This window comes from Pseudomonas sp. NFX5 (assembly GCF_049132125.1).
Taxonomy (GTDB): domain Bacteria; phylum Pseudomonadota; class Gammaproteobacteria; order Pseudomonadales; family Pseudomonadaceae; genus Aquipseudomonas; species Aquipseudomonas marginalis.
On record NZ_JAFMZG010000045.1, the window covers coordinates 100,331 to 122,570 of the forward strand.

The window sequence follows — 22,240 nt, forward strand, 5'->3', positions numbered from 1 at the left end:
GAACTGTCATGACTGACCCACGACCGCTGGACGGCATCACCGTTGTCAGCCTGGAACACGCGATCGCCGCGCCCTTTTGCACCCGTCAACTGGCCGACCTCGGCGCCCGCGTGATCAAGATCGAACGCCCCGGTGCCGGTGACTTCGCCCGTGGCTACGATGAGCGCGTGCGTGGCCTGGCCTCGCATTTCGTGTGGACCAACCGCTCCAAGGAAAGCCTCACCCTGGACCTCAAGCAGGACGAAGCCGACGCCATCCTCGACAGCCTGCTGGCGGAGGCCGATGTGCTGGTGCAGAACCTTGCACCGGGCGCGGCGGCGCGCATGGGCCTGTCGTTCGAGGCGCTGCATGCACGCTTTCCACGGCTGATCGTCTGCGACATTTCCGGCTATGGCGAAGGCGGGCCCTACGAGAAAAAGAAAGCCTATGACCTGCTGATCCAGAGCGAGGGCGGCTTTCTGTCGGTGACCGGTGGCCCGGGTGACGAGCAGATGGCCAAGGCCGGTTGCTCCATCGCCGATATCTCCGCCGGCATGTACGCCTACAGCGGCATCCTTTCCGCGCTGCTGCTGCGCGGCAAGACGGGGCAGGGCAGCCGCATCGACGTGAGCATGCTCGAAAGCCTGGTGGAATGGATGGGCTACCCGATGTACTACGCCTTCGACGGTGCGCCGCCGCCGCCGCGTGCCGGCGCGGCGCACTCGACCATCTACCCCTACGGGCCGTTTCCCACCGGTGACGGCGGCACGGTGATGCTCGGTTTGCAGAATGAGCGCGAATGGGCGGCGTTCTGCGACAAGGTCCTGCTCACGCCTGGGCTGGCGACGGATGAGCGCTTCAGCGCCAACTTCAAGCGCTCGGCCAACCGCGAGGCGCTGCGCCAGATCATCGTCGACAGCTTTGCCCAACTGGATGCCGAGGCCGTGATCCAGCGCCTGGAGGACGCGCAGATCGCCAGCGCCCGCGTCAACGATATGCAAGGCGTGTGGGACCACCCGCAGCTCAAGGCCCGCGACAGTTGGCGTGAAGTGGCAAGCCCTGCCGGCCCGCTGCCATCGCTGCTGCCGCCGGCGCGCAACGGGGCGTTTACCCCGCGCATGGACGCCGTGCCGGCGCTGGGGCAGCACAGCCAGGGCATCCTCGAGCAGCTCGGTTACTCCGGCGATGCCATCGACAGCCTGCGTGCGCGCGGCGTTATCTAATAAGGAAGTCCGTTATGCCAAATCCTCTTGTGCGCTCTGCGCTGTTTGTTCCCGGCAGCCGACCGGAACGCTTTGCCAAGGCGCTGGCCAGTGGCGCCGACGCCGTGATCGTGGATTTCGAAGACGCGGTGGAAGAGCCGCTCAAGCGCCAGGCGCGGGATAACCTCGGGGCGTTCCTGCAAAGTCACCCGCAGGCCCGGGTGTGGGTGCGCATCAATGCGCCGGAACATGCCGGGCATTTCGACGATGTGGCGTTTTGCAAAGCCTACGCCAACGTGGCGGGTGTACTCCTGCCGAAAGTGGAAAGTGCGGCCCAGGTGGCGGTGGTCGCCACGGCGGGCAAGCTGATCTGGCCGATTATCGAAAGCGCCCGCGGCTTGCTGGCGCTGGCCGACATCGCCCAGGCGCCGCAGGTCGAACGTCTGTCATTCGGCGGCCTGGACCTGGCGCTGGACCTCAACCTGAGCAGCAACTCCCCGGCCGCGCAGTTCGCCCTCGACCAGGCACGCCTGGCGCTGATCGTGCACTCCCGCGCGGCTGGCCTGGTGGCGCCACTGGATGGCGTGCACCCGGCCATCGACGACCCCGACGGCCTGCGCCGTTCGATCCGGCATGCCTATGAAATGGGCTTTGCCGGCGCGTTGTGTATCCATCCCAGGCAGGTGGCGGTGATCCATGAAGCGTTGGCGCCTAGCGCCGCAGACCTGGCCTGGGCGCAGCGGGTGGTGGACGCCGGGGCGCATGGGGCGGGGGCTTACCAGATTGATGGGCAGATGGTGGATGCGCCGGTGTTGTTGCGGGCGCAGCGGTTGCTCGCACAGTCATAGCTGACGGAGCCGAATCAAATGTGGCCGGGGGAACTGCATTTTTCTTGAGGTTGGTGTTCGGCGTGGCCGAACGCAGGTATCAAAAATTCGAAATTCACTACACGCGTCATATCAGGCACCTTGCCCTAACCACAACAATAAGAAGGTGATTTCCATGCTCAAGCTTTCTCGGGCGCTGTTCTGCGCCGCCACCTTGTTTGCCGCAGGCCTGGCCCAGGCGGCGGACCCGATCGTGATCAAGTTCGCCCACGTGGTCGCTGAAAACACCCCCAAGGGCCAGGGCGCGTTGCTGTTCAAGAAGCTCGCCGAAGAACGCTTGCCGGGCAAGGTCAAGGTCGAGGTGTACCCCAACTCGTCACTGTTCGGTGACGGCAAGGAAATGGAAGCGCTGCTGCTGGGCGACGTGCAGATGCTGGCGCCATCCCTGGCCAAGTTCGAGCAATACACCCGGCAAGTGCAGATCTATGACCTGCCGTTCCTGTTCAACGACCTGGCCGCCGTCGACCGCTTCCAGGCCGCCGAGGGCAAGCAACTGCTGACCTCGATGCAGAACAAGAACATCCTCGGCCTGGCTTATTGGCACAACGGCCTCAAGCAACTCTCCGCCAACAAGGCGCTGCATGAACCCAAGGACGCCCGTGGCCTGAAATTCCGCGTGCAGGCCTCCAGCGTGCTGGAGGAACAGTTCAAGGCGATCCGCGCCAACCCGCGCAAGATGAGCTTTGCCGAGGTGTACCAGGGCTTGCAGACCGGCACCGTGAATGGCACCGAGAACACCTGGTCGAACTATGAAAGCCAGAAGGTCAACGAAGTGCAGAAGTACTTCACCGAATCCAACCATGGCCTGATCGACTACATGGTCATCACCAATGCCACGTTCTGGAACGGCCTGCCGCCGGACATCCGCAGCACCCTGGAGCAGGTCATGGTCGAGGTCACCGTCGAGGTGAACAAACAGGCCGAAGCCCTGAACCAGTCGGCCAGGCAGAAGATCATCGACGCCAGGACCAGCGAAATCATCGAGCTGACCCCCGAGCAACGCCAGTTGTGGCGCGACGCGATGCGCCCGGTATGGCAGAAGTTCGAAGGCGAGATCGGGGCTGATCTGATCAAGGCGGCGGATGCCGCCAACCAGTAAAGGCCGGTTTCCGCCCTGACATCTCATTTTGCTTTCGCGAGGTTTTGCCATGCAAACGCTAAGGCGCGTCTGGGAGCACCTGGAGGAAGGCTTTATTGCCTTCCTGCTGGCGGCCATGACCCTGGTGACATTCGTCTACGTCATGCTCAACAACATCTACACGCTGTTCTTTGCCCTGGCCGACAAGTGGGCCTTCAGCAGCAACTTCTTCAGCGCCCTGGGCGACGGCACCATGACCTGGGCCCAGGACATGACCTGGAGCGTGGCGCTGACCAAGGCCATGTTCGGCTGGCTGATTTTCTTCGGCATTTCCTATGGGGTGCGCACCGCCGGCCACCTGGGGGTGGACGCGCTGGTCAAGCTGACCCGGCGTCCGGTGCAGCGCGTGCTGGGCATGCTCGCCTGCCTGTGTTGCCTGGCCTATGCCGGGCTGTTCATGGTCGCCAGCTACAAGTGGGTCAGCGCGGTGATGACCGCCCATATCGGCGCCGAAGACCTCGATAAGTTCGGCATCGACGTGGGTGACATCGTGATCATCGTGCCCATCGGTTTTGCCCTGGTGTTTATCCGCTACCTGGAAATTTTCTACCGCATCTTTACCCGCCGTCAGGTCGGATTGGGGCTGGCCGATGAGGCCGGTGAGGCCAGCAAGTTGGCCGGCAGCCATGGGGAGCGTCACTGATGGCCGTGCTCTGTCTGTTCCTGCTGTTGTTCGTGTTCATGTTCCTCGGCGTGCCGATTGCCATCGCGCTGGGTTTGTCGGGCGCGGTGTCGATCCTGATGTTCAGCCCGGACTCGGTCAGTTCCCTGGCGATCAAGCTGTTCGAAACCTCCGACGCCTATACCTTCCTGGCGATCCCGTTCTTCCTGCTCTCCGGTGCGTTCATGACCACCGGCGGCGTGGCGCAGCGGCTGATCGACTTTGCCAACGCCTGTGTCGGGCATATCCGTGGCGGCCTGGCGATTGCGGCGGTACTGGCGTGCATGCTGTTTGCGGCGCTGTCCGGCTCATCCCCGGCGACGGTGGCGGCGGTGGGTTCGATTGCGGTGGCGGGCATGGTGCGCTCCGGTTACCCGAAGGAATTCGGCGCGGGGATCATCTGCAACGCCGGCACCCTGGGCATCCTGATTCCGCCGTCGATCGTGATGGTGGTGTACTCGGCGGCGACGGAAACCTCGGTGGGCAAGCTGTTCATGGCCGGGGTGATCCCGGGCTTGCTGCTGGGCCTGATGCTGATGGTGGCGATCTACATTGTCGCGCGCATCAAGAAGCTGCCGGCCCAGCCACGGGCGACGTTTCGTGAATGGCTGGGCTGTGCGCGCCGCGCGTTCTGGGGCCTGTTGTTGCTGGTGATCATCCTCGGCGGCATCTACAGCGGCATGTTCACCCCCACCGAAGCGGCGGCGGTTGCGGCGGTGTACTCGGCGTTCGTGGCGTTGTTCGTCTACAAGGACATGAAGCTGCGCGACTGCCCCAAGGTGCTGCTGGAGTCCGGGCGCCTGGCGATCATGCTGATGTTTATCATCGCCAATGCCATGCTCTTCGCCCATGTGCTGACCACCGAGCAGATCCCCCAGGAAATCACCGCCTGGGTGCTGTCCGAGGGCCTCACGCCGATTGGCTTTTTGATCATGGTCAACGTGGTGCTGCTGATCGCCGGCAGCTTCATGGAGCCTTCGGCCATCGTGCTGATCCTGGCGCCGATCTTCTTCCCGATCGCCATGAAGCTGGGCATCGACCCAATTCACCTGGGCATCGTGATGGTGGTCAATATGGAAATCGGCCTGGTGCACCCACCGGTGGGGCTGAACCTGTTCGTGACCTCGGCGGTGACCGGGTTGACGCTGGGGCAGACCATTCGTGCGGCGTTGCCGTGGCTGATGATCCTGTTGGTGTTCCTGATCATGGTCACGTACTTGCCGTTTATCTCGCTGGCCTTGCCGCATTGGCTGGGGATGTAGCGCGGGTCAATAGGTGGGAGGGGGCCAGTCGAATCGTCGCACCGGCCCCTCCACCGTTAGTGGTCCAGCGCACTCAAAATTGCATGGGCGACCTTTACCCGTTCGGCATTCGGGTAGTTCTTGTTCGCCAATATCACCACGCCCACTCCCTTGCTCGGCACGTACGCCACGTAGGCGCCAAACCCATTGGTGGAGCCGGTCTTGTTCACCAGGGTGTCGGCGTGGGGCGCCTGGGGCGGGGTCAGCCAGTTGACCGTGTGCGGTTCCATTGCCATGGGTGTGGAGTTGCCGGCCATCAACCTATCGAGCGGGATGGGGTAGGGGTACATTTCCCAGCCCAGGCCCTGGGTCATGCCCTCCACGTTGTAGTAACCCGTGTGAGTCACGCTGATCGCCTGCTGCAGGGTTTTATCCAGCGTCGCCGGGTGCATGTTCGCGTCAACGTACTTCAGCAAGTCCGCAGCACTGGTCTTGATGCCGTAGGCCTCGCTGTCCAGGGCGCCGGGGCCGACGCGTACCGGTTTGCCATCTTTGCCATAGCCCTGGGCGTACAGGCTCATCTGGCTCTGCGGCACCTTGATGAAGGTGTGCTTGAGCCCGAGCGCGGGCAACAGGGTCTTTTCCATCGCCTGAGCGAACGGCTGCTTGAGGCTCTGCGCCGCCAGGTAGCCGAACAACCCCAGGCTCGGGTTGGAATACAGGCGCTGGGTGCCAGGGGCGAAGTCGGGTTGCCACTGCTGGAAGTAGCTGATCATGCGCTGGCTGTTATCCGCGTTGGCGGGGAATTGCAGGGGCAAGCCGCCGGCGGTGTAGGTGCCGAGGTTGAGCACGCTGATGTGGTCGAACTTGCCGCCGCCCAGTGCCGGCAGGTAATGGCTGGCCGGGTCGGAAAGCGTGAGTTTGCCGCTGGCTACCGCGTAACCGGCCAGGGTCGCGGTGAAGGTCTTGCTCACCGAGCCCACTTCGAACAGGGTGTTTTCGCTGACCGGCTGGCGAGTGTCGGTGGCGGCGAGGCCGTAGTTAAAGTATTGCGCCTTGCCGGCCCGCACCACGCCGACCACCAGGCCGTTAATCGACTGCTGCTGCATCAGCGGTTTTACATTGGCATCCACCACCGCCTGCAGGTCGGTGGCCGCCAGGCAGTTGCCGGCGGTGATAAACACCGCGAGGGCGGTGAAATTACGCACGCCAGACAGTAAATGTTGGGGCATGATAACGCTTCCATGAGAATGATCGATTGAATGAAGGGCCTGCGCGGGCGAGGCAAATGTAGGCCGTTCGCCGGTCCTGGGCAAACGATGATATCTCGCAGCAGTCATTAGAAATATTGGGGTCAATATGCTCCGCTCCCACTTACCGTTGAACGCCTTGCGCGCCTTCGAAGCGGCCGCCCGGCATCTGAGCTTTACCCGCGCTGCCATCGAGTTATGCGTGACCCAGGCGGCGGTCAGCCATCAGGTCAAGAGCCTGGAGGCGCAGCTCACTGTCACCTTGTTCAAGCGCCTGCCCCGCGGGTTGATGCTCACCCGCGAGGGCGAAACCCTGCTGCCGGTGGTGCGCGAGTCGTTCGACCGTATTGCCCACACCTTGGGTCAGTTCGAGGGCGGGCATTACCGCGAGGTACTCACCGTGGGCGCGGTCGGCACCTTTGCCGTCGGCTGGCTGCTGCCACGTCTGCCGGACTTCCAGAGCCGCTACCCGTTCATCGACCTGCGCCTGTCCACCCACAACAACCGCGTCGACGTGGCTGCCGAAGGCCTGGATTACGCGATCCGTTTCGGTGCCGGTGCCTGGCACGGCACGGATGCGCTGGAGTTGCTGGAAGCGCCGCTGACGGTGCTGTGTGTGCCGTCACTCGCCGCGCAGTTGCACACGCCGGCCGACCTGTTGAAACACACGCTATTGCGCTCCTACCGCGCGGATGAGTGGAGCCTGTGGCTTCAGGCCGCCGGGCTGCCCGCCGACACCCTGGTACCGCGCAGCATCGTGTTCGACTCGTCGCTGGCGATGATGGAGGCGGCGCTGCAAGGCAGCGGCGTGGCGCTGGCGCCGGCGATGATGTTCTCGCGGCAACTGGAGAGTGATGTGATTCGCCAGCCCTTCGACGTCGGCATCAGCACCGGCAGCTACTGGCTGACGCGCCTGCAGTCGCGGGCCGAGACCTCGGCCATGCAGGCCTTCAAGGCGTGGTTGCTGGAGGAGAGTGGGCGTGTCTGAGTTTATTTCTGAAACATAATGAAACATTTGCTCGGGGCCGGCGTTCTACCGCTACACCTGCACTGAGTTATTCCATGAAAATACCGCGCCCCTCCGCTCGCATGCCACACCTCACCCAACTGCGCAATTTGAAGATGGCACGCTCCGCCCACGCGTATGTGCGCGGCAGCACCGTGCAATTCTACGAGTGGCTGCACAGCCAGATGGGCAGGCGTCTGCCTCAAGGCCCGGCGATCTGGATCTGCGGCGACTGCCACGCGGGCAACCTGGGGCCTACCGGCGACAACAAGGGCCGCATCGATATGCATATCCGCGACCTTGACCAGGCCGTGATCGGCAACCCGGCCCACGACCTGGTGCGCCTGGCGCTGTCCCTGGCCACCGCCGCGCGCGGTTCGGACCTGCCGGGCGTGACCACCGCGCGCATGCTTGAAGAAATGATGGTGGGCTATGAACAGGCGTTCAAGGACAAGCCCGACGAGGTACCGCCGCGTCCGTCCCAGGTCAAGGCGGGGATGCGCAGCGCCGTCGAGCGCACCTGGAAAAGCCTGGCCCGTGAGCGCATCGACAACGTGCGGCCGACGATCCCGCTGGGCAAGCATTTCTGGTCGCTGTCGCGGGCAGAAAAAAGTGCGCTGGAAAGCGTCTGCGCGTCGGATGACATCCATCAGTTGGTCACCTCGCTCAAGGGCCGTCCCAAGGACGCCAAGGTCCAACTGCTGGATTCGGCTTACTGGGTCAAGGGCTGCAGCTCCCTCGGCCTGTTGCGCTACGCCGTCTTGCTGGGGGTGGGCGACAAGGACGATGAGGAATACTGCCTGATCGATATCAAGGAAGCCGTCGGCGCCGCCGCACCGCGCGCGGCACGGGCGAAGATGCCCAGGGACAACGGCCGCCGAGTGGTGGAGGGCGCCCGCCAGCTGTCGCCGGGCCTGGGTGAACGCATGGTGGCGACACGGTTTCTGGACCATGGCTTTTTCATCCGCGAACTGTTGCCCCAGGACATGAAGCTGGAACTGGACGAACTGAGTGAACTCGATGCCATGCACGCCGCCGGTTACCTGGCGCGGGTGGTCGGTATCGCCCATGCCCGGCAGATGGACCGGGCGACGCGCAAGGGCTGGATGGCGGTGCTGCAGGAAAACCGCTCCAAGCAATTGGATGCGCCGTCGTGGTTATGGACCAGCGTGGTGCAGTTGGTGGGCAGTCATGAGCAGGGCTACCTCAACCATTGCCGCCGGTATGCGCTGGAACACTGAGCTGGAATGCGGTGACGATCAATGTGGGAGGGGGCTTGCCCCCGATAGCGGCGGGTCAGTCACCTCAATGGTTGCTGATACACCGCAATCGGGGGCAAGCCCCCTCCCACATTTGGACTGCACTTAGGCCAGGTATTTGTGGAACCAACCGAGTGTCCTTTCCCATGCCAGATTCGCCGCGGCCTCGTCATAACGCGGTGTCGAATCGTTATGGAAGCCATGGTTGGCGCCCTTGTAGATATACGCTTCATAAGTCGTGCCGGCGGCCTTCAGGGCCTTTTCATACGCCGGCCACCCCTCGTTGATCCGCGTATCCAGCTCGCCGTAATGCAGCATGATCGGTGCCTTGATGCGCGGCACGTCCTTGGCTTCCGGCTGGCGCCCGTAGAACGACACCGCCGCGCCCAGTTCCGGGTAAGCCACCGCCGCCGCATTGGTCACGCCGCCGCCATAACAGAAGCCGGTGATGCCGACCTTGCCGGTGCTGCTGTCGTGGTGCATCAGCCATTCGATGGCGGCGAAGAAGTCGTTCATCAGCTTGGTCGGGTCGACTGTCTGTTGCAGCGCCACGCCTTTTTCATCGTTGCCGGGATAGCCGCCCACCGAGGTCAGGCCGTCCGGCGCGAGGGCGATAAACCCGGCTTTGGCCAGGCGCCGGGCTACGTCTTCGATGTAGGGGTTGAGGCCACGGTTTTCGTGGACCACCACCACGGCCGGCAGCTTGCCGGTGGCCTTGGCCGGGCGCACCAGGTAGCCACGCACGGTGCCGTTGCCCTTGGGCGAGGGGTAGGTGATGTAGTCGGCAACGATGTCCGGGTCGGTGAATTTCACCTGTTCGGCCAGGGCATAGTTGGGGCTCAGGGCCGCCAGCAGGGCCGAGGCGGTCAGGCCGCCAAAGGTGAACAGCGCCGCGCGGTCGAGAAATTCGCGGCGGTTGAGCTTGCCGTGGGCGTAGCCGTCGTAGAGTTCCAGCAGTTCGGGGGCAAAGTCTTTCGCGGTGAGACGAGTCATCGGTTCGGTCCTCGATTAGCGGTGCCAGTCAATGTAGACCAGGATCAGCCGTCACGGCCATGGGCGGCCGCAGCCAGTTCGCGGGTGTCGACGCGCACGAACAGCGAATCGCCGATGGCCGTGAGCACCTCGCCGGCGTACACCTCGCAGACCACGCGGCTTTTGCGACCCACGTCGCCCTCGACCCGCGCACGCAAGGTGAGCGGCACGCCCATGGGGGTCGGCTTGATGAATTTGATCCCCAGGTTGCCGGTGACGCAGTCGATGCGCGGCAGGCTGCCGGGTTCGCGCTGTTCGGCACGGTAGTGGTAGGCCATGGCGGTCCAGTTGGAATGGCAGTCCACCAGCATGGCGATCAGGCCGCCGTAGACCAGATCGGGCCAGCCGCTGTATTTTGCCTCGGGGCGATGTTCGGCGATGAGATGGACACCATCGGCATCCCAGCGGCTCTTGATATGCAAGCCATGGGGGTTACTGCCGCCGCAGCCGTAGCAGATGCCTTCCGGCGCGGTGATGTCCTGTAGAGAAGGGGTGGGCATGCAGCGTCCTTATTGTTGTGAGCGGCTAATCTGTTTAGCAGGACAGGCACCTGATGGGAATACATCCTTTTTTTGCGGAGCGTGGCATGAAGCGTCGAATTCTCCCGTTGGTCCTGGTCCTGGGTGCTATCGGCTGTTCCCAGGCGGCGGAGTACACCGACGTCAATCGCACCGCCAGCCAGATCAGTTTTACCTATAAGCAGTTGGGGCAGCGGGTGTATGGCACCTTCGGCGACTTCGAAGGCACGCTGAGCTTTGACACGCAAAAGCCCGAAAGCGGACATGCCTTGCTCAAGATCCAGCTGGCGAGTATCGATGCCGGCAGCCCCGATGCCAACGACGAGCTGCAACGGGCCTCGTGGTTCGATACCGCGACCTATCCGGTGGGCGTGTATGAGTCCACCGCTGTAAAGGCCCTGGGGGATAACCGCTTCAACATCAGCGGCAACCTGACGATCAAGGGCACCACGCGCCCGGTGGCGGTCAACGTGGTGCTCAAGGAGCTGGATGGCATTGGCGTGTTCGACGGTGAGTTCATCCTCAAGCGCGGCGACTTCAGGATCGGCGAAGGCGAATGGGCCGGCAACAGCGTGGTGTCCGACGACATCAACATCAAGTTCAAGATGGTCGCGCCCCAGCGTTAGCGCGCGAAGCGCTTGGCCCCGGCCACGCAGCCGATCACCGCGACCGTCACCAGCAGCATGCCCAGGCTGACCTGTTCATGCAGCAAGCCCGCTGCCAGCGCCAGGCCGAAGAACGGTTGCAGCAGTTGCAATTGGCCGACGGCGGCGATGCCGCCCTGGGCCAGGCCGCGATACCAGAACACAAAGCCGATCAGCATGCTGAACAGCGACACATAGCCCAGGCTCAGCCAGGCCGGCAGGCTGATGCCGCTGACGCTCGACGGCGCCAGCACCAGGCTCAACGGCACCACCACCGGCAACGACACCACCAGCGCCCAGCAGATCACCTGCCAGCCGCCCAGGCTGCGCGACAGTGTGGCGCCTTCGGCATACCCCAGGCCGCACACCAGCACCGCCAGCAGCATCAGTACGTCACCCGCCGGTGCGGCGCTCAAGCCCTGGGCGAAGGCGTATCCCATCACCAGCAGACTGCCGAGGATCGAAAACAGCCAGAACACCGGGCGTGGACGCTCGCCGCCACGCAGTACAGCAAACACGGCGGTCGCCAGCGGCAGCAGGCCGATGAAGACGATGGAGTGTGCGGAGGTCACGTATTGCAGGGCCAGCGCGGTGAGTAACGGAAAGCCGATCACCACGCCGAGGGCGACGATGGCCAGGGGCATCCATTGCTGGCGCGCGGGGCGTTTCTCCTTGAACAGCCCCAGCAAGGCCAGCCCCAGCAGCGCGGCAATGGCGGCGCGGATCATGGTCAGGAACACCGGGTCGAATTCCATCACCGCCAGGCGCGTGGCCGGCAGCGAGCCGCTGAAGATCACCACGCCGATAAAACCGTTGATCCAGCCTTGGGTGCGGGTGTCGAGGTTGCTGAGGGGAGCTGTACGTTCCATAAGGGGCGTCCGAAAGGAGGAGTTGCGTGGCAGGCATCCTAGGGTTGAAGATAAAGACAATCAAAAAATTGTCATGGATACATCGCTTATGCCCCGTGCCCGCTACAAGTCGTTGGTCGACAGCTTCGCCGAGGCCATTCGCTCAGGCAGCATGCCCCCCGGCACGCGACTGCCGACGCACCGCCAACTGGCCGCCGAGCATGGCCTGGCGTTGGTCACCGCGAGCCGGGTGTACGCCGAGTTGGAGGCCATGGGCCTGGTCAGTGGCGAAACGGGCCGCGGCACCTTTGTGCGCGAAATCTCGCTGCCGCCGGGGCAGGGCAGCGGGCAGATGAGTGTGGCGGCGGGCATGCTCGATCTGAACTTCAACTACCCGTCCTTGCCGGGCCAGGCCGACTTGCTGCGCACCGCATTGCGCCAGTTGGCACTGTCCGGCGACCTCGACGCGCTGCTGCGTTACCAGCCCCACGCCGGTCGCCTGCATGAGCGCGCGGCTGTCGCGCGGCACCTGTTGAGCCGAGGGCTGACGGTCGAGGCCGAACAGGTGCTGGTGGTCAGCGGCGCCCAGCACGGGTTGGCCGTGACCATGATGGCCTTGCTCAAGCCCGGTGATGTGATCGCCGTCGACGCCTTGACGTATTCGGGGTTCAAGGTGCTGGCCGAGACCCTGCACCTGGAAATTGTCGCCATTCCGGTCACCGCCGACGGCCCGGACCTGGACCACCTGCACAGCCTGTGTCGCAAGCGTCCGGTGCGTGCCGTGTACAGCATGCCGACCCTGCATAACCCGTTGGGCTGGGTGCTGAGCCTGGCGCAGCGCGAGCAGTTGGTGGCGATTGCCCGTGAGCACAACCTGATGATCATCGAGGACGCGGCCTACGCGTTCCTGGCCGAGGACGCGCCGCTGCCCGTGGCCAGATTGGCGCCGGAGCGCACGGTCTACGTGGGCGGGCTGTCGAAAAGTGTCGCGACCGGCCTGCGCGTGGGGTTTATCGCTGCCCCGTCGGGTTGGGTCAAAGCACTGGAGCGCACCATCATGGCCACCACCTGGAACGTCCCGGGGGTGATGAGTGCGATTGCGGTGGCCTGGCTCGAGGATGGCACGGTGGCGCAACTTGAAGCACAAAAGCGCCAGGATGCGCAGGCGCGGCAAGCCTTGGCCGCGCAGGTGCTCAAGGGGCTTGCCTACACCAGCCACCCGTCATCGTATTTCTTGTGGCTACCCCTGGCGGAAGAGGCCCGCGCCGATCAAGTCGCCATGACCTTGCAGCGCGACGGTATTTCCGTCTCCACCGCCGAGCCCTTCGCCGTTTCGGCCCACGTGCCCCATGCGTTGCGCCTGGCCTTGGGCTCGGTGGACATGCCGGCGCTGCGCGAGGCGTTGCTGAAGGTGCGCAAGGTGGTGCAGTGGTGAGCCCGATGGCCCACCGCTAGCCATCAGAATTTAAACGCCTGGCGCCCGATCAGCAGCCAGTGGCCTTTCTGTTTTTGCCAGATCTGGAAGTTCTCGATTTCGGTGGGCACTTCCTTGCCGCTGTTCACCGCCAGGGCGGAGAAGTGGTTGCGTACCAGGGCGGTATCGCCACTCAGGGTGATGGTCTGTTTCTGCATTTCCAGGGTCTTGAAGCCGCTGCGTCCGGTCTCGATGTCGGCGATGAATTCCTGCTTGTTCTGGATCTTGCCGCTGGAGTGGCCGTAGGTGAGGTTCTCGGCGGTCAGGCTCTGGAGCTGCTTGAGGTCTTTATGCAGCATGGCCTGGGTGAGGTGGTCGACCGCTTGGGCGACGTCTTTGTCGGCGGCAGGGGCGGCGGCCACATAGCCGCTGAACAGGCACAGAAAACCGATCAGCACTTTGACGTTTTGCATGGATGTTTCCTTATTGTTGTTGGGGGCGGATATGACTCGCTAAGTCATCGTACAACCATGCAATATTTTCCCCAGGGAAGGAAAGAAAAATTTGAAATATCTCGAAAGGATTGGTGTTTCAAGGGGTGTGGACATCTGGGTTTCTTATACGATGTCTCAACACCTCGTTTGGCTTAAACCTCGCTTCCGGTGCAAGTAGCACATCGCTATGCTACTGCCCGACCCCCAGATCTCCGGAGAGACAAAATGGATGTTGACTGGCACAGCGAACCCATCACCCGAGCCACTCCCGTGACCCCACACTATAAAAATACCCAGAACGTGCGCCGCTTCATGCTTGAACACTGTGGGCCGGGGTTCAAGTTCGACCGGCCTTTCATGGCGTGGATTCGCAACGCAACACCCAAGACGATGGGCGACGTGGTGGATGAGTGGCAACGACGCAACGAGGAAGCACGCCCATGACGCCCGATGAAAAATACCAAGCCGTGCAAAAACGCCTCGGCTATCAATTGGATGAATTCAAAGTCGGCGGCAACTACACGCCGCTGGTGCGCGACGGTAACCAGCTGTACATCAGCGGGCAGATCCCTCGCGTCGGCGACACGATCATGCTGCCGGGTAAAGTCGGTGACACCCTGACCCTGGCCCAGGCCCAGATCGCCGCCGGCATCAGTGCATTGCGCTGCCTGGGCCTGCTCAAGCAGGCGCTCGGTTCGCTGGACCGGGTCAAGGCTATCCCGCGTATCACCGTGTATGTACGCAGCGCCGAGGACTTCGATCAGCAGAGTGAAGTGGCCAACGGCGCCTCGGACCTGTTGCACGAGATCCTCGGCGGTGCCGGGGTGCATTCGCGCACGTCGGTGGGGGTGATGCAACTGCCGAAGTCGGCGGCGGTGGAGATCGACATGGTCGCGGTCGCGCACGACTGATGGTCAGCCAAGGTCTGGTCGTCCTGCTCAACTACGGCCTGCACCTGGTGCGCATGCGTCATGGCGTGTTGGCGGCGACGGCCTGCCATGGCACGGCAATCCTGCTGATTGCCGTGCCCTATATGGCCTGACTTGAAATGCGGTTAGAACTGTGGGAGGGGGCTTGCTCCCGATGGCAGTGGGTCAGCCACCGACGCATCAACTGACACTCCTCCCACAGTGAATCAGTTAGTGTGTCGCCAGTGGCGGTGTGCGCGGCGGGATCAGGCGTTTGCTGCCGGTGGCTTCATACGCCGCCGCAAAGCGCAGCAATGCCGAATCATCGTAGGCGCGCCCGGCAAAGGTCAGCCCGACCGGCATGCCGATGTCCGCCATCACGCCCATGGGCACGGTAACGGTAGGCACGCCCAGGTGGCGGATGGCGAGGTTGCCGTTAGCTACCCATACACCATTGCTCCAGGCGATATCGGCACTGGCTTCGTTCACGTCGGCATCCGCCGGGCCCACATCGGCCACGGTCGGGAACAGCACAGCGTGGAGGCCGAGCTTATCCATCCAGTCTTCCAGGTCGATCCGCCGGGTTTGCTCCAGGCCGCGCAGGCCATCGGGCACGGTGCTGATCTCGTTCCACGGGGTGATGCCGCGCTCGGCCATGCGCACGTATTCGTCCATGCCGGCGGCCAGGTCGTCTTCACGGTTGGGCAAGGTGCCGGGGTCGTGGGGGAAGATCTTCGGCCCGTCCACATCGGCCAGGCGGTTCAGGGCCGGGTCGTTGTTGGCGCGCAGGAAATCATCGAAGGCCCAGGCCGACAGTTCCCACAGTTCATCGTGCAGGAATTCCCTGGACACCAGGCCACGGGTAAACACGGTCGGCGCGCCGGGGCGGTCGCCTTCGCAGTTGGACACCAGCGGGAAATCCACCTCGATGACTTCTGCACCGGCCGCTTCAAGGGCCTGGCGTGCGTCCTTCCATAAGTCGATCACGCTGGCGCGGGTGTTGATCTTCTGCCCGGTGGGGCCGCCGATGCCGGGCTTCTCGCTGGTGCCGGCCTCGGGGTCGGCGTTGATGTACATGCGCGGCACGCCGAAGCGTTTGCCGGCCAGGGATTCGGCTGTAGCCGCCAATTCGGGGTAAGACGCCGGGCGTACCGAGGCGACGCTGGGGATCGGCACCCACGGCTGCAGGCGCCACAGGTCGCCACGGGTGTGCGGGTCTTCAGCCACTACCACGTCGAGCACTTCCAGCAGGTCGGCCATGGTGCGGGCGTAGGGCACCACCACGTCCATGGTCGGGGTCAACGGCCAGTTGCCGCGCACCGAAATCACCCCGCGGGACGGGGTATAGGCGCACAGGCCATTGTTGGACGCCGGGCCACGCCCGCTGGACCAGGTTTCTTCCGCCAGGCCGAAGGCGGCAAAGCTGGCGGCGGTGGCGGTGCCGGCACCGTTGGATGAGCCGGAGGCAAACGGCGCGGTGAGGTAGTCGGCGTTGTACGGGCTTTCCGCGCGGCCATACACGCCGCGCTGCATGCCGCCATTGGCCATCGGCGGCATGTTGGTCTTGCCCAGGCAGATGGCGCCACCGGCGCGCAGGCGCTCGATGGTGAAGGCATCGCGCTGGGCGACCAGCTTGGCGAAGGCCGGGCTGCCGGAGGCGGCCGTCAGCCCCTTGACCAGGTAGCTGTCCTTGGCGGTGTAGGGAATGCCATCCAGTGGCCCCAGGGTTTCACCCTTGGCCCGGCGGGCATCGGAGGCCTCGGCTTCCTTCAGGGCGTCGGGGTTGCGCACGACGACGGCGTTGAGTGCGGTAGCGGTCTGCGGACCGTCGTAGGCATCGATCCGCGCGAGGTAAGCCTGCACCAGTTCAACGGCCGTGGTCTGGCCGGATTCGAGCGCCGCGCGCAATTGGGCAATGGAGACTTCGGTAACTTGCATGACGTTTTCTTCGCCGCCTTAAGTTGAGGTATGGCGGCAGTCTACGTACAGATATTTCACAAAACCAGTGCGGCATTTTCCCCATGGGCGGCACGCATCACCTGCCAGGTGGCGTCGTCTGCGGGAATCAGATGCTCGATACGCAGGGAGGCGAGGGTGATGTCCTGGGGCATGCCGAAGGTGGTGAAGGTGGACAGAAAGCTCAGCTCGCCCTGGCTGGTGTGCACGCGGGTCAACACCAGCGGCGGCATTTCAGGCGGCGGCGTGGTGTGGGCGGGGGCGGGCAGGCTCGCCAGGAGAGCGGCCAGCGCAGGGTTGTCCAGCGCCTCGCGGCTTGCCCGTTGCCAGGCCAGGGTGCGGATTTCTTCGGCGTTGACCAGGTGGTCGCCCAGGCCGCCGGGTTGCAGCAGGGTGGTCAGCAGGTTCAGGCCTTCCAGCGGCGGTGTGACTCCCGCCAGTGCCAACAGCACGCCGGTACTCGCATTCGCCGCCAGCACTTCCCAGTGGCTGCCCAGCAGGATCGCCGGGGCCGGGTTGTTGGCGTGCAGGACATGGCTGACCGCCTCGCGAATTGCGGCCATGGCCGGTGACGCGAGCGGGGTAGCGGCGTAACGCGGGGCAAAACCGGCGGCGAGGAACACGCGGTTGCACTGCTCCAGGGGTGTTTCCAGGGCGCTGAGCAGGTTGTGCAGGGTGCCTGGGCTCGGCTTGGCACGGCCGGTTTCGAGGCAACTGAGATGGCGCTGGGAAATGCCGGTGATCAAGGCCAGGTCGAGCTGGCTCAATTTGGCGTGTCGACGCAGTTGGCGCAAGTGTTCGCCGGCAGTAGCGGGGTTATCCATGGCGTGACTATGACCTCCGAGGTCATTGCGAGGAGGGCAACCTTATCACTAGGGTGAGCCTCGATCACGTCAAGGAGCCGACCATGCACAAACCTTACCTGGCCCTCGCCGCTCTGCTGGGCTTTTCGCTGTACACCCTGTTCACGCTGCTCACGGCCGAGCAATCGCTGCTGGCCTTCGGACGAGAGTTGATATCGCGCCCGGACACCGCGCAGGTCGTCATCGACCTGTACCTGATGGCCGTGCTGGCCTGTGTGTGGATGTACCGGGATGCACGGTCGCGGGGGCGGTCGCTGGCGTCGGTGCTGCCGTACTTCTTGCTGACGGCGGTGTTCGTGTCGGTGGGGCCGTTGCTCTACATCGTCGTGAAGGGCGCGCGGGATGAATGAGCTGTTGCACATCTACGCCCTGTGCGTGCTGGTGCTGTGCCTGAAGATGTTCGGCATTTCCTGCTATCAGGGATTTTTCCGGCTTCGCGGGCTGGCGTTCACCAACCGCGAAGATGCGGCGGTCTTCAAGCGTGCTGCGCATCCCGTGGAGTTATCCCAGGTGAGTCGGGCGGCCAGGGCCTGGGCCAATGACCTGGAGAATATCCCGCTGTTCTTCGTGCTCGGTGGGTTGTGTGTGGCGCTGGGCACTGCCGGTGCGACCACTGCCTGGTTGTTCATTGGTTTCACCCTGGCGCGGATGGCCCATACGCTGATGTATCTGGCGGGATGGCAGCCGTGGCGCACGCTGGCGTATGGGCTGGGGGTGGCGTGCCTGTTCGGGCTGGGTGCAATGGTGCTTTACGCATTGCGATGAACCGCAGCGACACCCCCGGTTTTTGTGGCAAGCCCTAACGTCGTTCAGTTAAGCGAAGGTGATTCACTGACTGGCATTAGGACAACCGTTTATGGGTTGAGGAATGCCTGGTAGTTGTCCTTGGTGATCTGCTGGTAAGGAATGGTCAGCTCGGCGTCATACGGCTGTTTCTTGACCATCTTCACCGCCAGGTCAATGGAGCCCACGGCCTGCCCTTTGTTGTCCTGATACGCTGTCACCAGCAACTGGCCTTTCTTCACCGCATCCAGCCCGGCCGCACCGCCATCGCTGCCGGCCACCAGAATATCCTTGCCGGGCTGCATGCCGGCCTGGCTGATCGCCATGGCCGCGCCAATCGCCATTTCGTCGGCATTCGCCGCCACGGCGTCGATTTTGCGCCCGGACACGATCCAGTTGTTCATCAGGTCAATCGCCTTGCTGCGCTGCCATTCGGCACTCTGCTCCTCGACGATCTTGATACCCGGATAGTCCTTGAGCACGTTCTTGACCCCCTGCGTGCGGTTGTGGGTGGCGTTGTTGGACAGCAGCCCGAGCATGATCGCCAGGTTGCCCTTGCCTCCCATTTTCTCGGCCAGGTAGCGCATCTGGATTTCACCGGCCTTGATCTCATCCGAGCCGACATAGCCAACCCCCGGCGGTACTTCCTTGAACTCGGGGCGGCGGTTGACGTACACCAGCGGGATCCTGGCCTGTTGGGCATTGACCGTCATTTTCTGGGTGGCGGCGGTGTCTACGGCGTTGACGATGATCGCGTCCATGCCCTGGGCGGTGAAGTTCTGCACCTGGTTAAGCTGGCGCACCACGTCGCCCTGGGCGTCTTCGAATTGCAGGGTCACGCCGGGCAGTTCCTTGGCGTGGGCGGCCATGTAGTCACGCATTTGCGCGAGAAACACGTCGTCGACCTGGGCGATGCTCACGCCGATCCGTATATCGGCCAGCGCCCAGGGGGTGATGGCGAGGGTCAAGAGTGCCGCAAGGAGTTGCTTCTTCATGGTTGTGCTCCGTTGTTTTTGTTGTTGTTAAAGCATCACGCCTGGCGCTTGGCCCGCAGTTGCGTCACGGCCGCAGCGAAGTCCTCATACGCCCAGCGTTCGTCGAGGGCTTGCAGCATGAGTTGTTGCCCGGTTTGCGGGGCCAGGCCCTGCAAAGGTGGGTCGGTGTCGAGGTTGGTGGGGAAGGCATAGCCGTCGGCGGTGCAGGCCACCACCGCTGCAATCGCCTGGGCGTCCAGGGCCGTGTTGGCCAGCAGGGCCGGGTACACCGCCAGCATCATGCGGTCGCGGTCGAGGGCTTCCATGGGCTTGCCGAAGGCCGAGGAGATTTGCAGCAGGTTGGCCATGCGCTGGTGGCCGGTCGTGCGGTTGGTGCCGGCGGCGTGGAACAGCGCCGGGTTGAAAAACAGCAGGTCGCCCTTGTCCAGCGCCAGTTGCACGGCGTGCTGCTGGAAGTGCTCGATAAATTCGGGGCGCCGCCAGGCCAGGTAACCCAGGGCGTATTGTTGGGAAAACGGCAGCAGCTGGGTGGGGCCGCTTTCCAGCGACATCGCCGAGTGGGCCACGGCGCCCTGCAACGTCAGGTACTGGGACAGCACATGCAAGGGCAGGGGAAAGCGTTCCACCACCTCGGTGGTCTGGAAGCCCAGGTGATAGTCGCGGTGTGGCTGTTGCGCCTGGCCGCCGGGGTGCACCACGTTCACTTGCGCCGTCACCTGATAGCTCGGGCCCAGCCACGCCTCGGCGATCAGCCCCAGCAGCGGGTTGGCGTAATACTCCACAAAGGATTGCGGCGACTGCAGCGCCGCCTTCTGCAATGAATTCCAGATACGCCCGTTACTGCCGGCCTTGGCAAAATGGTCGGCGGCCACGCCTTGGGCGGCCTCCTGGGCGAAGATCGCCTCGAACACCTGGCTGTGGCGATCCACCACTTCCAGGTCCTCATAGGCGCGGCGCACCACCATCACGCCCGGTCCATCGCGAAACAAGCGGTGCAGCTCATTCATCACCGTGTGGCGGTCGCTGTTGCGCAAGGTGCGGGCCTGATAGACCGGCACGTTGCCGAGCACTTCCGCAGCCAGGGGATAGTCCTCGGCACGCGCCTGTTGCGCGCAAATCCGCTTGAAATCCTCAATGCGCACATCCTGCAGTGTCACGAATGCCGACATTACTCACCTCCCAGGCTCAGGGCCTTGAAGGGCTGCGGGCTGCCGCTGTCGGTGCAGCCGACCACGCCTTGCTCCAGGTCGATCACCGCGCCGGTCATCATCCCCGACTCGCGCGACAGCAGGAACGCCACGCTTTGCGCCACCTCTTCGGGCTTGAGCAGGCGACCGAACGGCTGCGCGCGTTCAGCCTCAGCCAGCCAACCGTCCTGGGCGCCGTGGTACTGACGCTGGATCTGATCCTCATGGGGCGTGTCCATCCAGCCGATGTTCAGGCCGTTGACGCGGATCCGGTTGCGCAGCGCACTGAACGCCACGTTCCTGGTCAGGATCGCCAGCGCACCTTTGGACGCCGCATACGCGCAAAGGAACGATTGCCCGCCATGCCCGGTGATGCTCTGGATATTCACCACGGCGCCTTCCACGCCCTGGCTGATCATCAATTTCAACGCGTCCTGCATCAGGAAAAACGGCGCCCGCACATTCACCGCCATCAGCCGATCGAACAGCTCCGGCGAGGTGTCGACAATGGTGCCGCGGTCCGACATCCCGGCGCAGTTCACCAGGCCATGCAAGGTGCCGAAGTGGGTGCGCGCGGCCTCAATGATCGCGCGGCAATCCTCGACCTGTTCAAGGTCGGCCTCGACAAAAAACGCCTGGCAATCCAGCTGCGCCAACTGCCGCACCTGTTCTTCGCCCTGGGCGCGGCGCCGCCCGCAAATGATCAGCCCGGCGGCGCCGCGTCGCGCCAGGGTGTGGGCCACGGCGGCGCCCAGGCCCTGGGTGCTGCCGGTGACGACAAAATATTGGCCGTTGAAGGTACTGGCGAGGTCGGCTCGAGGCATGGGGTTCTCCTGGATTGTTGTTGTTTTGATTGCCCGGCTCGACGCCGGACAAAACTGAGACTAGCATTGCAAAACCTCAGTAATGCCTAAAAAAGACCTCATAAACACCTCAGGCGAAACCCATGCTCGAACGCGCCAAACACTTCTCCATCAAGCAGCTCGCGACCCAGGCGGGCGTGAGCAAGGCCACGGTCGACCGCGTGCTGCACCAGCGCGGCAGCGTGCACGCCCAGACTCGCCGACGTATCGAGCAGGCGCTGGATGAACTGGAATCCCAGGAGAAAAACGGCCTGGCGGTAGGGCGCACCTTCCATGTCGACGTGATCATGCACACCCCTCAGCGTTTCAGCGCCGCAGTGCAGGCGGCGATCACCGCGCAACTGGCCAGCCTCGCGCCGTTTCGCATCGCACCGCGTTTTCACCTGTTCGAAGAAATCGAACCCCAGGCCATGCACGATCAGTTGCTGCGCTGCCTCGACACCGGCAGCCAGGGCGTGGTGCTCAAGGCCGCCGACGAACCGGCGGTGAACCAGGCCGTCAAGCACCTGATCGCGGCGGGCATCCCGGTGGTGACCTTGGTGACGGACCTGCCGCAAAGCGAACGCATCGGCTACGTCGGCATGGACAACCGCACCGCCGGCCAGACCGCCGCCTACCTGATGTCGCGCTGGCTGCCGGCGTTACCCCAGGACGTGGCGGTGGTGATCGGCAGCGAGTTGTTCCGGGGCGAGGAGGAGCGCGAGATGGGCTTTCGCGCCTGGCTGCGCGGGCGAGCCCCTCACCTGCGGGTGCTGGACGTCAGCGGCGGCTATGGCGTGTACCCGCGCACCTTCGAGCGGGTCACCCAGGCGCTGCAACAGCATCCCGGCCTCAAGGCGGTGTACAGCGTCGGCGGCGGCAACCGTGCGATTGTCGACGCCTTCGCCGCCCTGGGTCGCCCGCTGGAAGTGTTTATCGGCCACGACCTCGACGAAGAAAACCGCCAACTGCTGCTGGACGAAAAAATCGCCGCGATCATCGACCACAACCTGCAGATCGATGCCCGCCACGTGTTCCTGCACATCCTGCACTACCACCGGTTGTGGAAGGCCGGGCCGATTGCGCCGTCACAGGTGCAGATCGTCACCCCGTTCAACCTGCCGGACTGAGTA

General features: G+C 63.8%; 24 protein-coding genes and 1 pseudogene. 15 read left to right on the top strand and 10 right to left on the bottom strand.

Annotation, left to right across the window (positions count from 1 at the left end):
* Positions 1–8 precede the first annotated feature (8 nt).
* The 5 genes from J1N02_RS31955 (at position 9) to dctM (ending at position 5,129) form a co-directional block, all read left to right on the top strand.
* Positions 9–1,202, top strand: coding sequence for a CaiB/BaiF CoA transferase family protein (locus J1N02_RS31955; protein WP_108572905.1), 1,194 nt, complete (start codon positions 9–11; stop codon positions 1,200–1,202).
* 14 nt (positions 1,203–1,216) lie between these two features.
* Entirely contained in the window at positions 1,217–2,029 is an 813-nt protein-coding gene (locus J1N02_RS31960; RefSeq protein WP_027608531.1) for an HpcH/HpaI aldolase/citrate lyase family protein, read from the top strand.
* A 154-nt stretch (positions 2,030–2,183) separates the two neighbouring features.
* Positions 2,184–3,167, top strand: a complete 984-nt coding sequence (locus tag J1N02_RS31965; protein WP_092485599.1) for a TRAP transporter substrate-binding protein — start codon at positions 2,184–2,186, stop codon at positions 3,165–3,167.
* Positions 3,168–3,216: 49 nt separating this feature from the next.
* Positions 3,217–3,849 carry a TRAP transporter small permease gene (locus J1N02_RS31970; protein WP_027608529.1) on the top strand — a complete coding sequence of 211 codons (633 nt, stop codon included), beginning with the start codon at positions 3,217–3,219 and terminating at the stop codon, positions 3,847–3,849.
* Positions 3,849–5,129: a C4-dicarboxylate TRAP transporter large permease protein DctM gene (gene dctM, locus J1N02_RS31975; RefSeq protein ID WP_065942056.1), complete on the top strand. Its 1,281-nt coding sequence runs from the start codon at positions 3,849–3,851 to the stop codon at positions 5,127–5,129. The genes J1N02_RS31970 and dctM overlap by 1 nt, the downstream gene beginning before the upstream one ends.
* A gap of 56 nt (positions 5,130–5,185) precedes the next feature.
* Here the strand turns inward: dctM and ampC are convergent, their stop codons facing one another.
* Complete coding sequence (ampC, locus tag J1N02_RS31980; protein ID WP_421148317.1) at positions 5,186–6,340, bottom strand: class C beta-lactamase; 1,155 nt, start codon at positions 6,338–6,340, stop codon at positions 5,186–5,188.
* 127 nt (positions 6,341–6,467) lie between these two features.
* On the opposite strand from ampC, the gene J1N02_RS31985 reads away from it, so the two are divergent.
* Together J1N02_RS31985 and J1N02_RS31990 are read left to right on the top strand one after the other, a co-directional pair.
* Positions 6,468–7,346 (top strand): LysR family transcriptional regulator, encoded by an 879-nt coding sequence (locus J1N02_RS31985; protein ID WP_092356884.1) that lies wholly within the window; start codon positions 6,468–6,470, stop codon positions 7,344–7,346.
* A gap of 74 nt (positions 7,347–7,420) precedes the next feature.
* Complete coding sequence (locus tag J1N02_RS31990) at positions 7,421–8,605, top strand: DUF2252 family protein (protein ID WP_092356887.1); 1,185 nt, start codon at positions 7,421–7,423, stop codon at positions 8,603–8,605.
* 123 nt (positions 8,606–8,728) lie between these two features.
* On the opposite strand, the gene yghX is transcribed toward J1N02_RS31990, so the two are convergent.
* Entirely contained in the window at positions 8,729–9,616 is an 888-nt protein-coding gene (gene yghX / locus J1N02_RS31995; protein WP_098479335.1) for a YghX family hydrolase, read from the bottom strand.
* A 44-nt stretch (positions 9,617–9,660) separates the two neighbouring features.
* Positions 9,661–10,155: a PaaI family thioesterase gene (locus J1N02_RS32000; RefSeq protein ID WP_169899383.1), complete on the bottom strand. Its 495-nt coding sequence runs from the start codon at positions 10,153–10,155 to the stop codon at positions 9,661–9,663.
* Between the two features lie 86 nt (positions 10,156–10,241).
* Between J1N02_RS32000 and J1N02_RS32005 the strand changes: the two genes are divergently transcribed.
* Positions 10,242–10,799, top strand: a complete 558-nt coding sequence (locus tag J1N02_RS32005; RefSeq protein WP_092356893.1) for a YceI family protein — start codon at positions 10,242–10,244, stop codon at positions 10,797–10,799.
* Here the strand turns inward: J1N02_RS32005 and J1N02_RS32010 are convergent.
* The gene (locus tag J1N02_RS32010) at positions 10,796–11,686 is read right to left on the bottom strand and encodes a DMT family transporter (RefSeq protein ID WP_421148318.1); all 891 of its coding nucleotides are present in this window, start codon (positions 11,684–11,686) and stop codon (positions 10,796–10,798) included. The two genes, J1N02_RS32005 and J1N02_RS32010, sit on opposite strands and share 4 nt — an antisense overlap.
* Before the next feature lie 88 nt (positions 11,687–11,774).
* Here J1N02_RS32010 and J1N02_RS32015 point away from each other — a divergent pair, with 88 nt between their 5' ends.
* Positions 11,775–13,100, top strand: a complete 1,326-nt coding sequence (locus J1N02_RS32015) for a PLP-dependent aminotransferase family protein (RefSeq protein WP_108572915.1) — start codon at positions 11,775–11,777, stop codon at positions 13,098–13,100.
* A gap of 23 nt (positions 13,101–13,123) precedes the next feature.
* Here the strand turns inward: J1N02_RS32015 and J1N02_RS32020 are convergent, their stop codons facing one another.
* Positions 13,124–13,552, bottom strand: coding sequence for a nuclear transport factor 2 family protein (locus tag J1N02_RS32020; protein WP_024075865.1), 429 nt, complete (start codon positions 13,550–13,552; stop codon positions 13,124–13,126).
* Between the two features lie 246 nt (positions 13,553–13,798).
* Here J1N02_RS32020 and J1N02_RS32025 point away from each other — a divergent pair, with 246 nt between their 5' ends.
* The 3 genes and pseudogenes from J1N02_RS32025 to J1N02_RS32035 all read left to right on the top strand — a co-directional run.
* Positions 13,799–14,017, top strand: a complete 219-nt coding sequence (locus tag J1N02_RS32025; RefSeq protein ID WP_098479339.1) for a DUF6434 domain-containing protein — start codon at positions 13,799–13,801, stop codon at positions 14,015–14,017.
* Complete coding sequence (locus J1N02_RS32030; RefSeq protein ID WP_098479340.1) at positions 14,014–14,484, top strand: RidA family protein; 471 nt, start codon at positions 14,014–14,016, stop codon at positions 14,482–14,484. Before J1N02_RS32025 ends, J1N02_RS32030 begins: the two co-directional genes overlap by 4 nt.
* A gap of 44 nt (positions 14,485–14,528) precedes the next feature.
* A pseudogene (locus J1N02_RS32035) lies at positions 14,529–14,615 on the top strand (CPBP family intramembrane glutamate endopeptidase); the annotation flags it as partial.
* A 97-nt stretch (positions 14,616–14,712) separates the two neighbouring features.
* Here J1N02_RS32035 and J1N02_RS32040 read toward each other — a convergent pair.
* Both J1N02_RS32040 and J1N02_RS32045 read right to left on the bottom strand, forming a co-directional pair.
* A complete protein-coding gene (locus J1N02_RS32040; protein ID WP_098479341.1) occupies positions 14,713–16,419 on the bottom strand; it encodes an amidase in 1,707 nt (568 codons plus the stop codon).
* A 56-nt stretch (positions 16,420–16,475) separates the two neighbouring features.
* A complete protein-coding gene (locus J1N02_RS32045; protein ID WP_027608515.1) occupies positions 16,476–17,261 on the bottom strand; it encodes a helix-turn-helix domain-containing protein in 786 nt (261 codons plus the stop codon).
* An 83-nt stretch (positions 17,262–17,344) separates the two neighbouring features.
* On the opposite strand from J1N02_RS32045, the gene J1N02_RS32050 reads away from it, so the two are divergent.
* Together J1N02_RS32050 and J1N02_RS32055 are read left to right on the top strand one after the other, a co-directional pair.
* Positions 17,345–17,650 (top strand): DUF2834 domain-containing protein, encoded by a 306-nt coding sequence (locus J1N02_RS32050; protein ID WP_092356911.1) that lies wholly within the window; start codon positions 17,345–17,347, stop codon positions 17,648–17,650.
* The gene (locus J1N02_RS32055) at positions 17,643–18,065 is read left to right on the top strand and encodes an MAPEG family protein (protein WP_092356914.1); all 423 of its coding nucleotides are present in this window, start codon (positions 17,643–17,645) and stop codon (positions 18,063–18,065) included. The genes J1N02_RS32050 and J1N02_RS32055 overlap by 8 nt, the downstream gene beginning before the upstream one ends.
* Positions 18,066–18,154: 89 nt before the next feature.
* Here J1N02_RS32055 and J1N02_RS32060 read toward each other — a convergent pair whose 3' ends face one another.
* Genes J1N02_RS32060 through J1N02_RS32070 form a run of 3 tightly spaced genes read right to left on the bottom strand, consistent with a single transcriptional unit; the run spans position 18,155 to position 21,089 of the window.
* Complete coding sequence (locus J1N02_RS32060) at positions 18,155–19,078, bottom strand: sugar ABC transporter substrate-binding protein (RefSeq protein WP_253490645.1); 924 nt, start codon at positions 19,076–19,078, stop codon at positions 18,155–18,157.
* A 35-nt stretch (positions 19,079–19,113) separates the two neighbouring features.
* Positions 19,114–20,247: a phytanoyl-CoA dioxygenase family protein gene (locus tag J1N02_RS32065; protein WP_421148319.1), complete on the bottom strand. Its 1,134-nt coding sequence runs from the start codon at positions 20,245–20,247 to the stop codon at positions 19,114–19,116.
* Positions 20,247–21,089, bottom strand: a complete 843-nt coding sequence (locus J1N02_RS32070; protein ID WP_027608510.1) for an SDR family oxidoreductase — start codon at positions 21,087–21,089, stop codon at positions 20,247–20,249. The genes J1N02_RS32065 and J1N02_RS32070 overlap by 1 nt, the downstream gene beginning before the upstream one ends.
* A 122-nt stretch (positions 21,090–21,211) precedes the next feature.
* Here J1N02_RS32070 and J1N02_RS32075 point away from each other — a divergent pair, with 122 nt between their 5' ends.
* The gene (locus tag J1N02_RS32075; RefSeq protein ID WP_027608509.1) at positions 21,212–22,237 is read left to right on the top strand and encodes a LacI family DNA-binding transcriptional regulator; all 1,026 of its coding nucleotides are present in this window, start codon (positions 21,212–21,214) and stop codon (positions 22,235–22,237) included.
* Positions 22,238–22,240 lie beyond the last annotated feature (3 nt).

Coding starts and splice junctions, on each gene's coding strand:
- J1N02_RS31960 (WP_027608531.1), top strand. CDS start 1,217: ATGCCAAATCCTCTTGTGCGCTCTGCGCTGTTTGTTCCCGGCAGCCGA.
- J1N02_RS32025 (WP_098479339.1), top strand. CDS start 13,799: ATGGATGTTGACTGGCACAGCGAACCCATCACCCGAGCCACTCCCGTG.
- J1N02_RS32000 (WP_169899383.1), bottom strand. CDS start 10,155: ATGCCCACCCCTTCTCTACAGGACATCACCGCGCCGGAAGGCATCTGC.
- J1N02_RS32075 (WP_027608509.1), top strand. CDS start 21,212: ATGCTCGAACGCGCCAAACACTTCTCCATCAAGCAGCTCGCGACCCAG.
- J1N02_RS32020 (WP_024075865.1), bottom strand. CDS start 13,552: ATGCAAAACGTCAAAGTGCTGATCGGTTTTCTGTGCCTGTTCAGCGGC.
- J1N02_RS31990 (WP_092356887.1), top strand. CDS start 7,421: ATGAAAATACCGCGCCCCTCCGCTCGCATGCCACACCTCACCCAACTG.
- yghX (WP_098479335.1), bottom strand. CDS start 9,616: ATGACTCGTCTCACCGCGAAAGACTTTGCCCCCGAACTGCTGGAACTC.
- J1N02_RS32010 (WP_421148318.1), bottom strand. CDS start 11,686: ATGGAACGTACAGCTCCCCTCAGCAACCTCGACACCCGCACCCAAGGC.
- J1N02_RS32040 (WP_098479341.1), bottom strand. CDS start 16,419: ATGCAAGTTACCGAAGTCTCCATTGCCCAATTGCGCGCGGCGCTCGAA.
- J1N02_RS32045 (WP_027608515.1), bottom strand. CDS start 17,261: ATGGATAACCCCGCTACTGCCGGCGAACACTTGCGCCAACTGCGTCGA.
- J1N02_RS31965 (WP_092485599.1), top strand. CDS start 2,184: ATGCTCAAGCTTTCTCGGGCGCTGTTCTGCGCCGCCACCTTGTTTGCC.
- J1N02_RS32015 (WP_108572915.1), top strand. CDS start 11,775: ATGCCCCGTGCCCGCTACAAGTCGTTGGTCGACAGCTTCGCCGAGGCC.
- J1N02_RS32060 (WP_253490645.1), bottom strand. CDS start 19,078: ATGAAGAAGCAACTCCTTGCGGCACTCTTGACCCTCGCCATCACCCCC.
- J1N02_RS32055 (WP_092356914.1), top strand. CDS start 17,643: ATGAATGAGCTGTTGCACATCTACGCCCTGTGCGTGCTGGTGCTGTGC.
- J1N02_RS32070 (WP_027608510.1), bottom strand. CDS start 21,089: ATGCCTCGAGCCGACCTCGCCAGTACCTTCAACGGCCAATATTTTGTC.
- J1N02_RS32005 (WP_092356893.1), top strand. CDS start 10,242: ATGAAGCGTCGAATTCTCCCGTTGGTCCTGGTCCTGGGTGCTATCGGC.
- ampC (WP_421148317.1), bottom strand. CDS start 6,340: ATGCCCCAACATTTACTGTCTGGCGTGCGTAATTTCACCGCCCTCGCG.
- dctM (WP_065942056.1), top strand. CDS start 3,849: ATGGCCGTGCTCTGTCTGTTCCTGCTGTTGTTCGTGTTCATGTTCCTC.
- J1N02_RS32030 (WP_098479340.1), top strand. CDS start 14,014: ATGACGCCCGATGAAAAATACCAAGCCGTGCAAAAACGCCTCGGCTAT.
- J1N02_RS31970 (WP_027608529.1), top strand. CDS start 3,217: ATGCAAACGCTAAGGCGCGTCTGGGAGCACCTGGAGGAAGGCTTTATT.
- J1N02_RS31955 (WP_108572905.1), top strand. CDS start 9: ATGACTGACCCACGACCGCTGGACGGCATCACCGTTGTCAGCCTGGAA.
- J1N02_RS32065 (WP_421148319.1), bottom strand. CDS start 20,247: ATGTCGGCATTCGTGACACTGCAGGATGTGCGCATTGAGGATTTCAAG.
- J1N02_RS32050 (WP_092356911.1), top strand. CDS start 17,345: ATGCACAAACCTTACCTGGCCCTCGCCGCTCTGCTGGGCTTTTCGCTG.
- J1N02_RS31985 (WP_092356884.1), top strand. CDS start 6,468: ATGCTCCGCTCCCACTTACCGTTGAACGCCTTGCGCGCCTTCGAAGCG.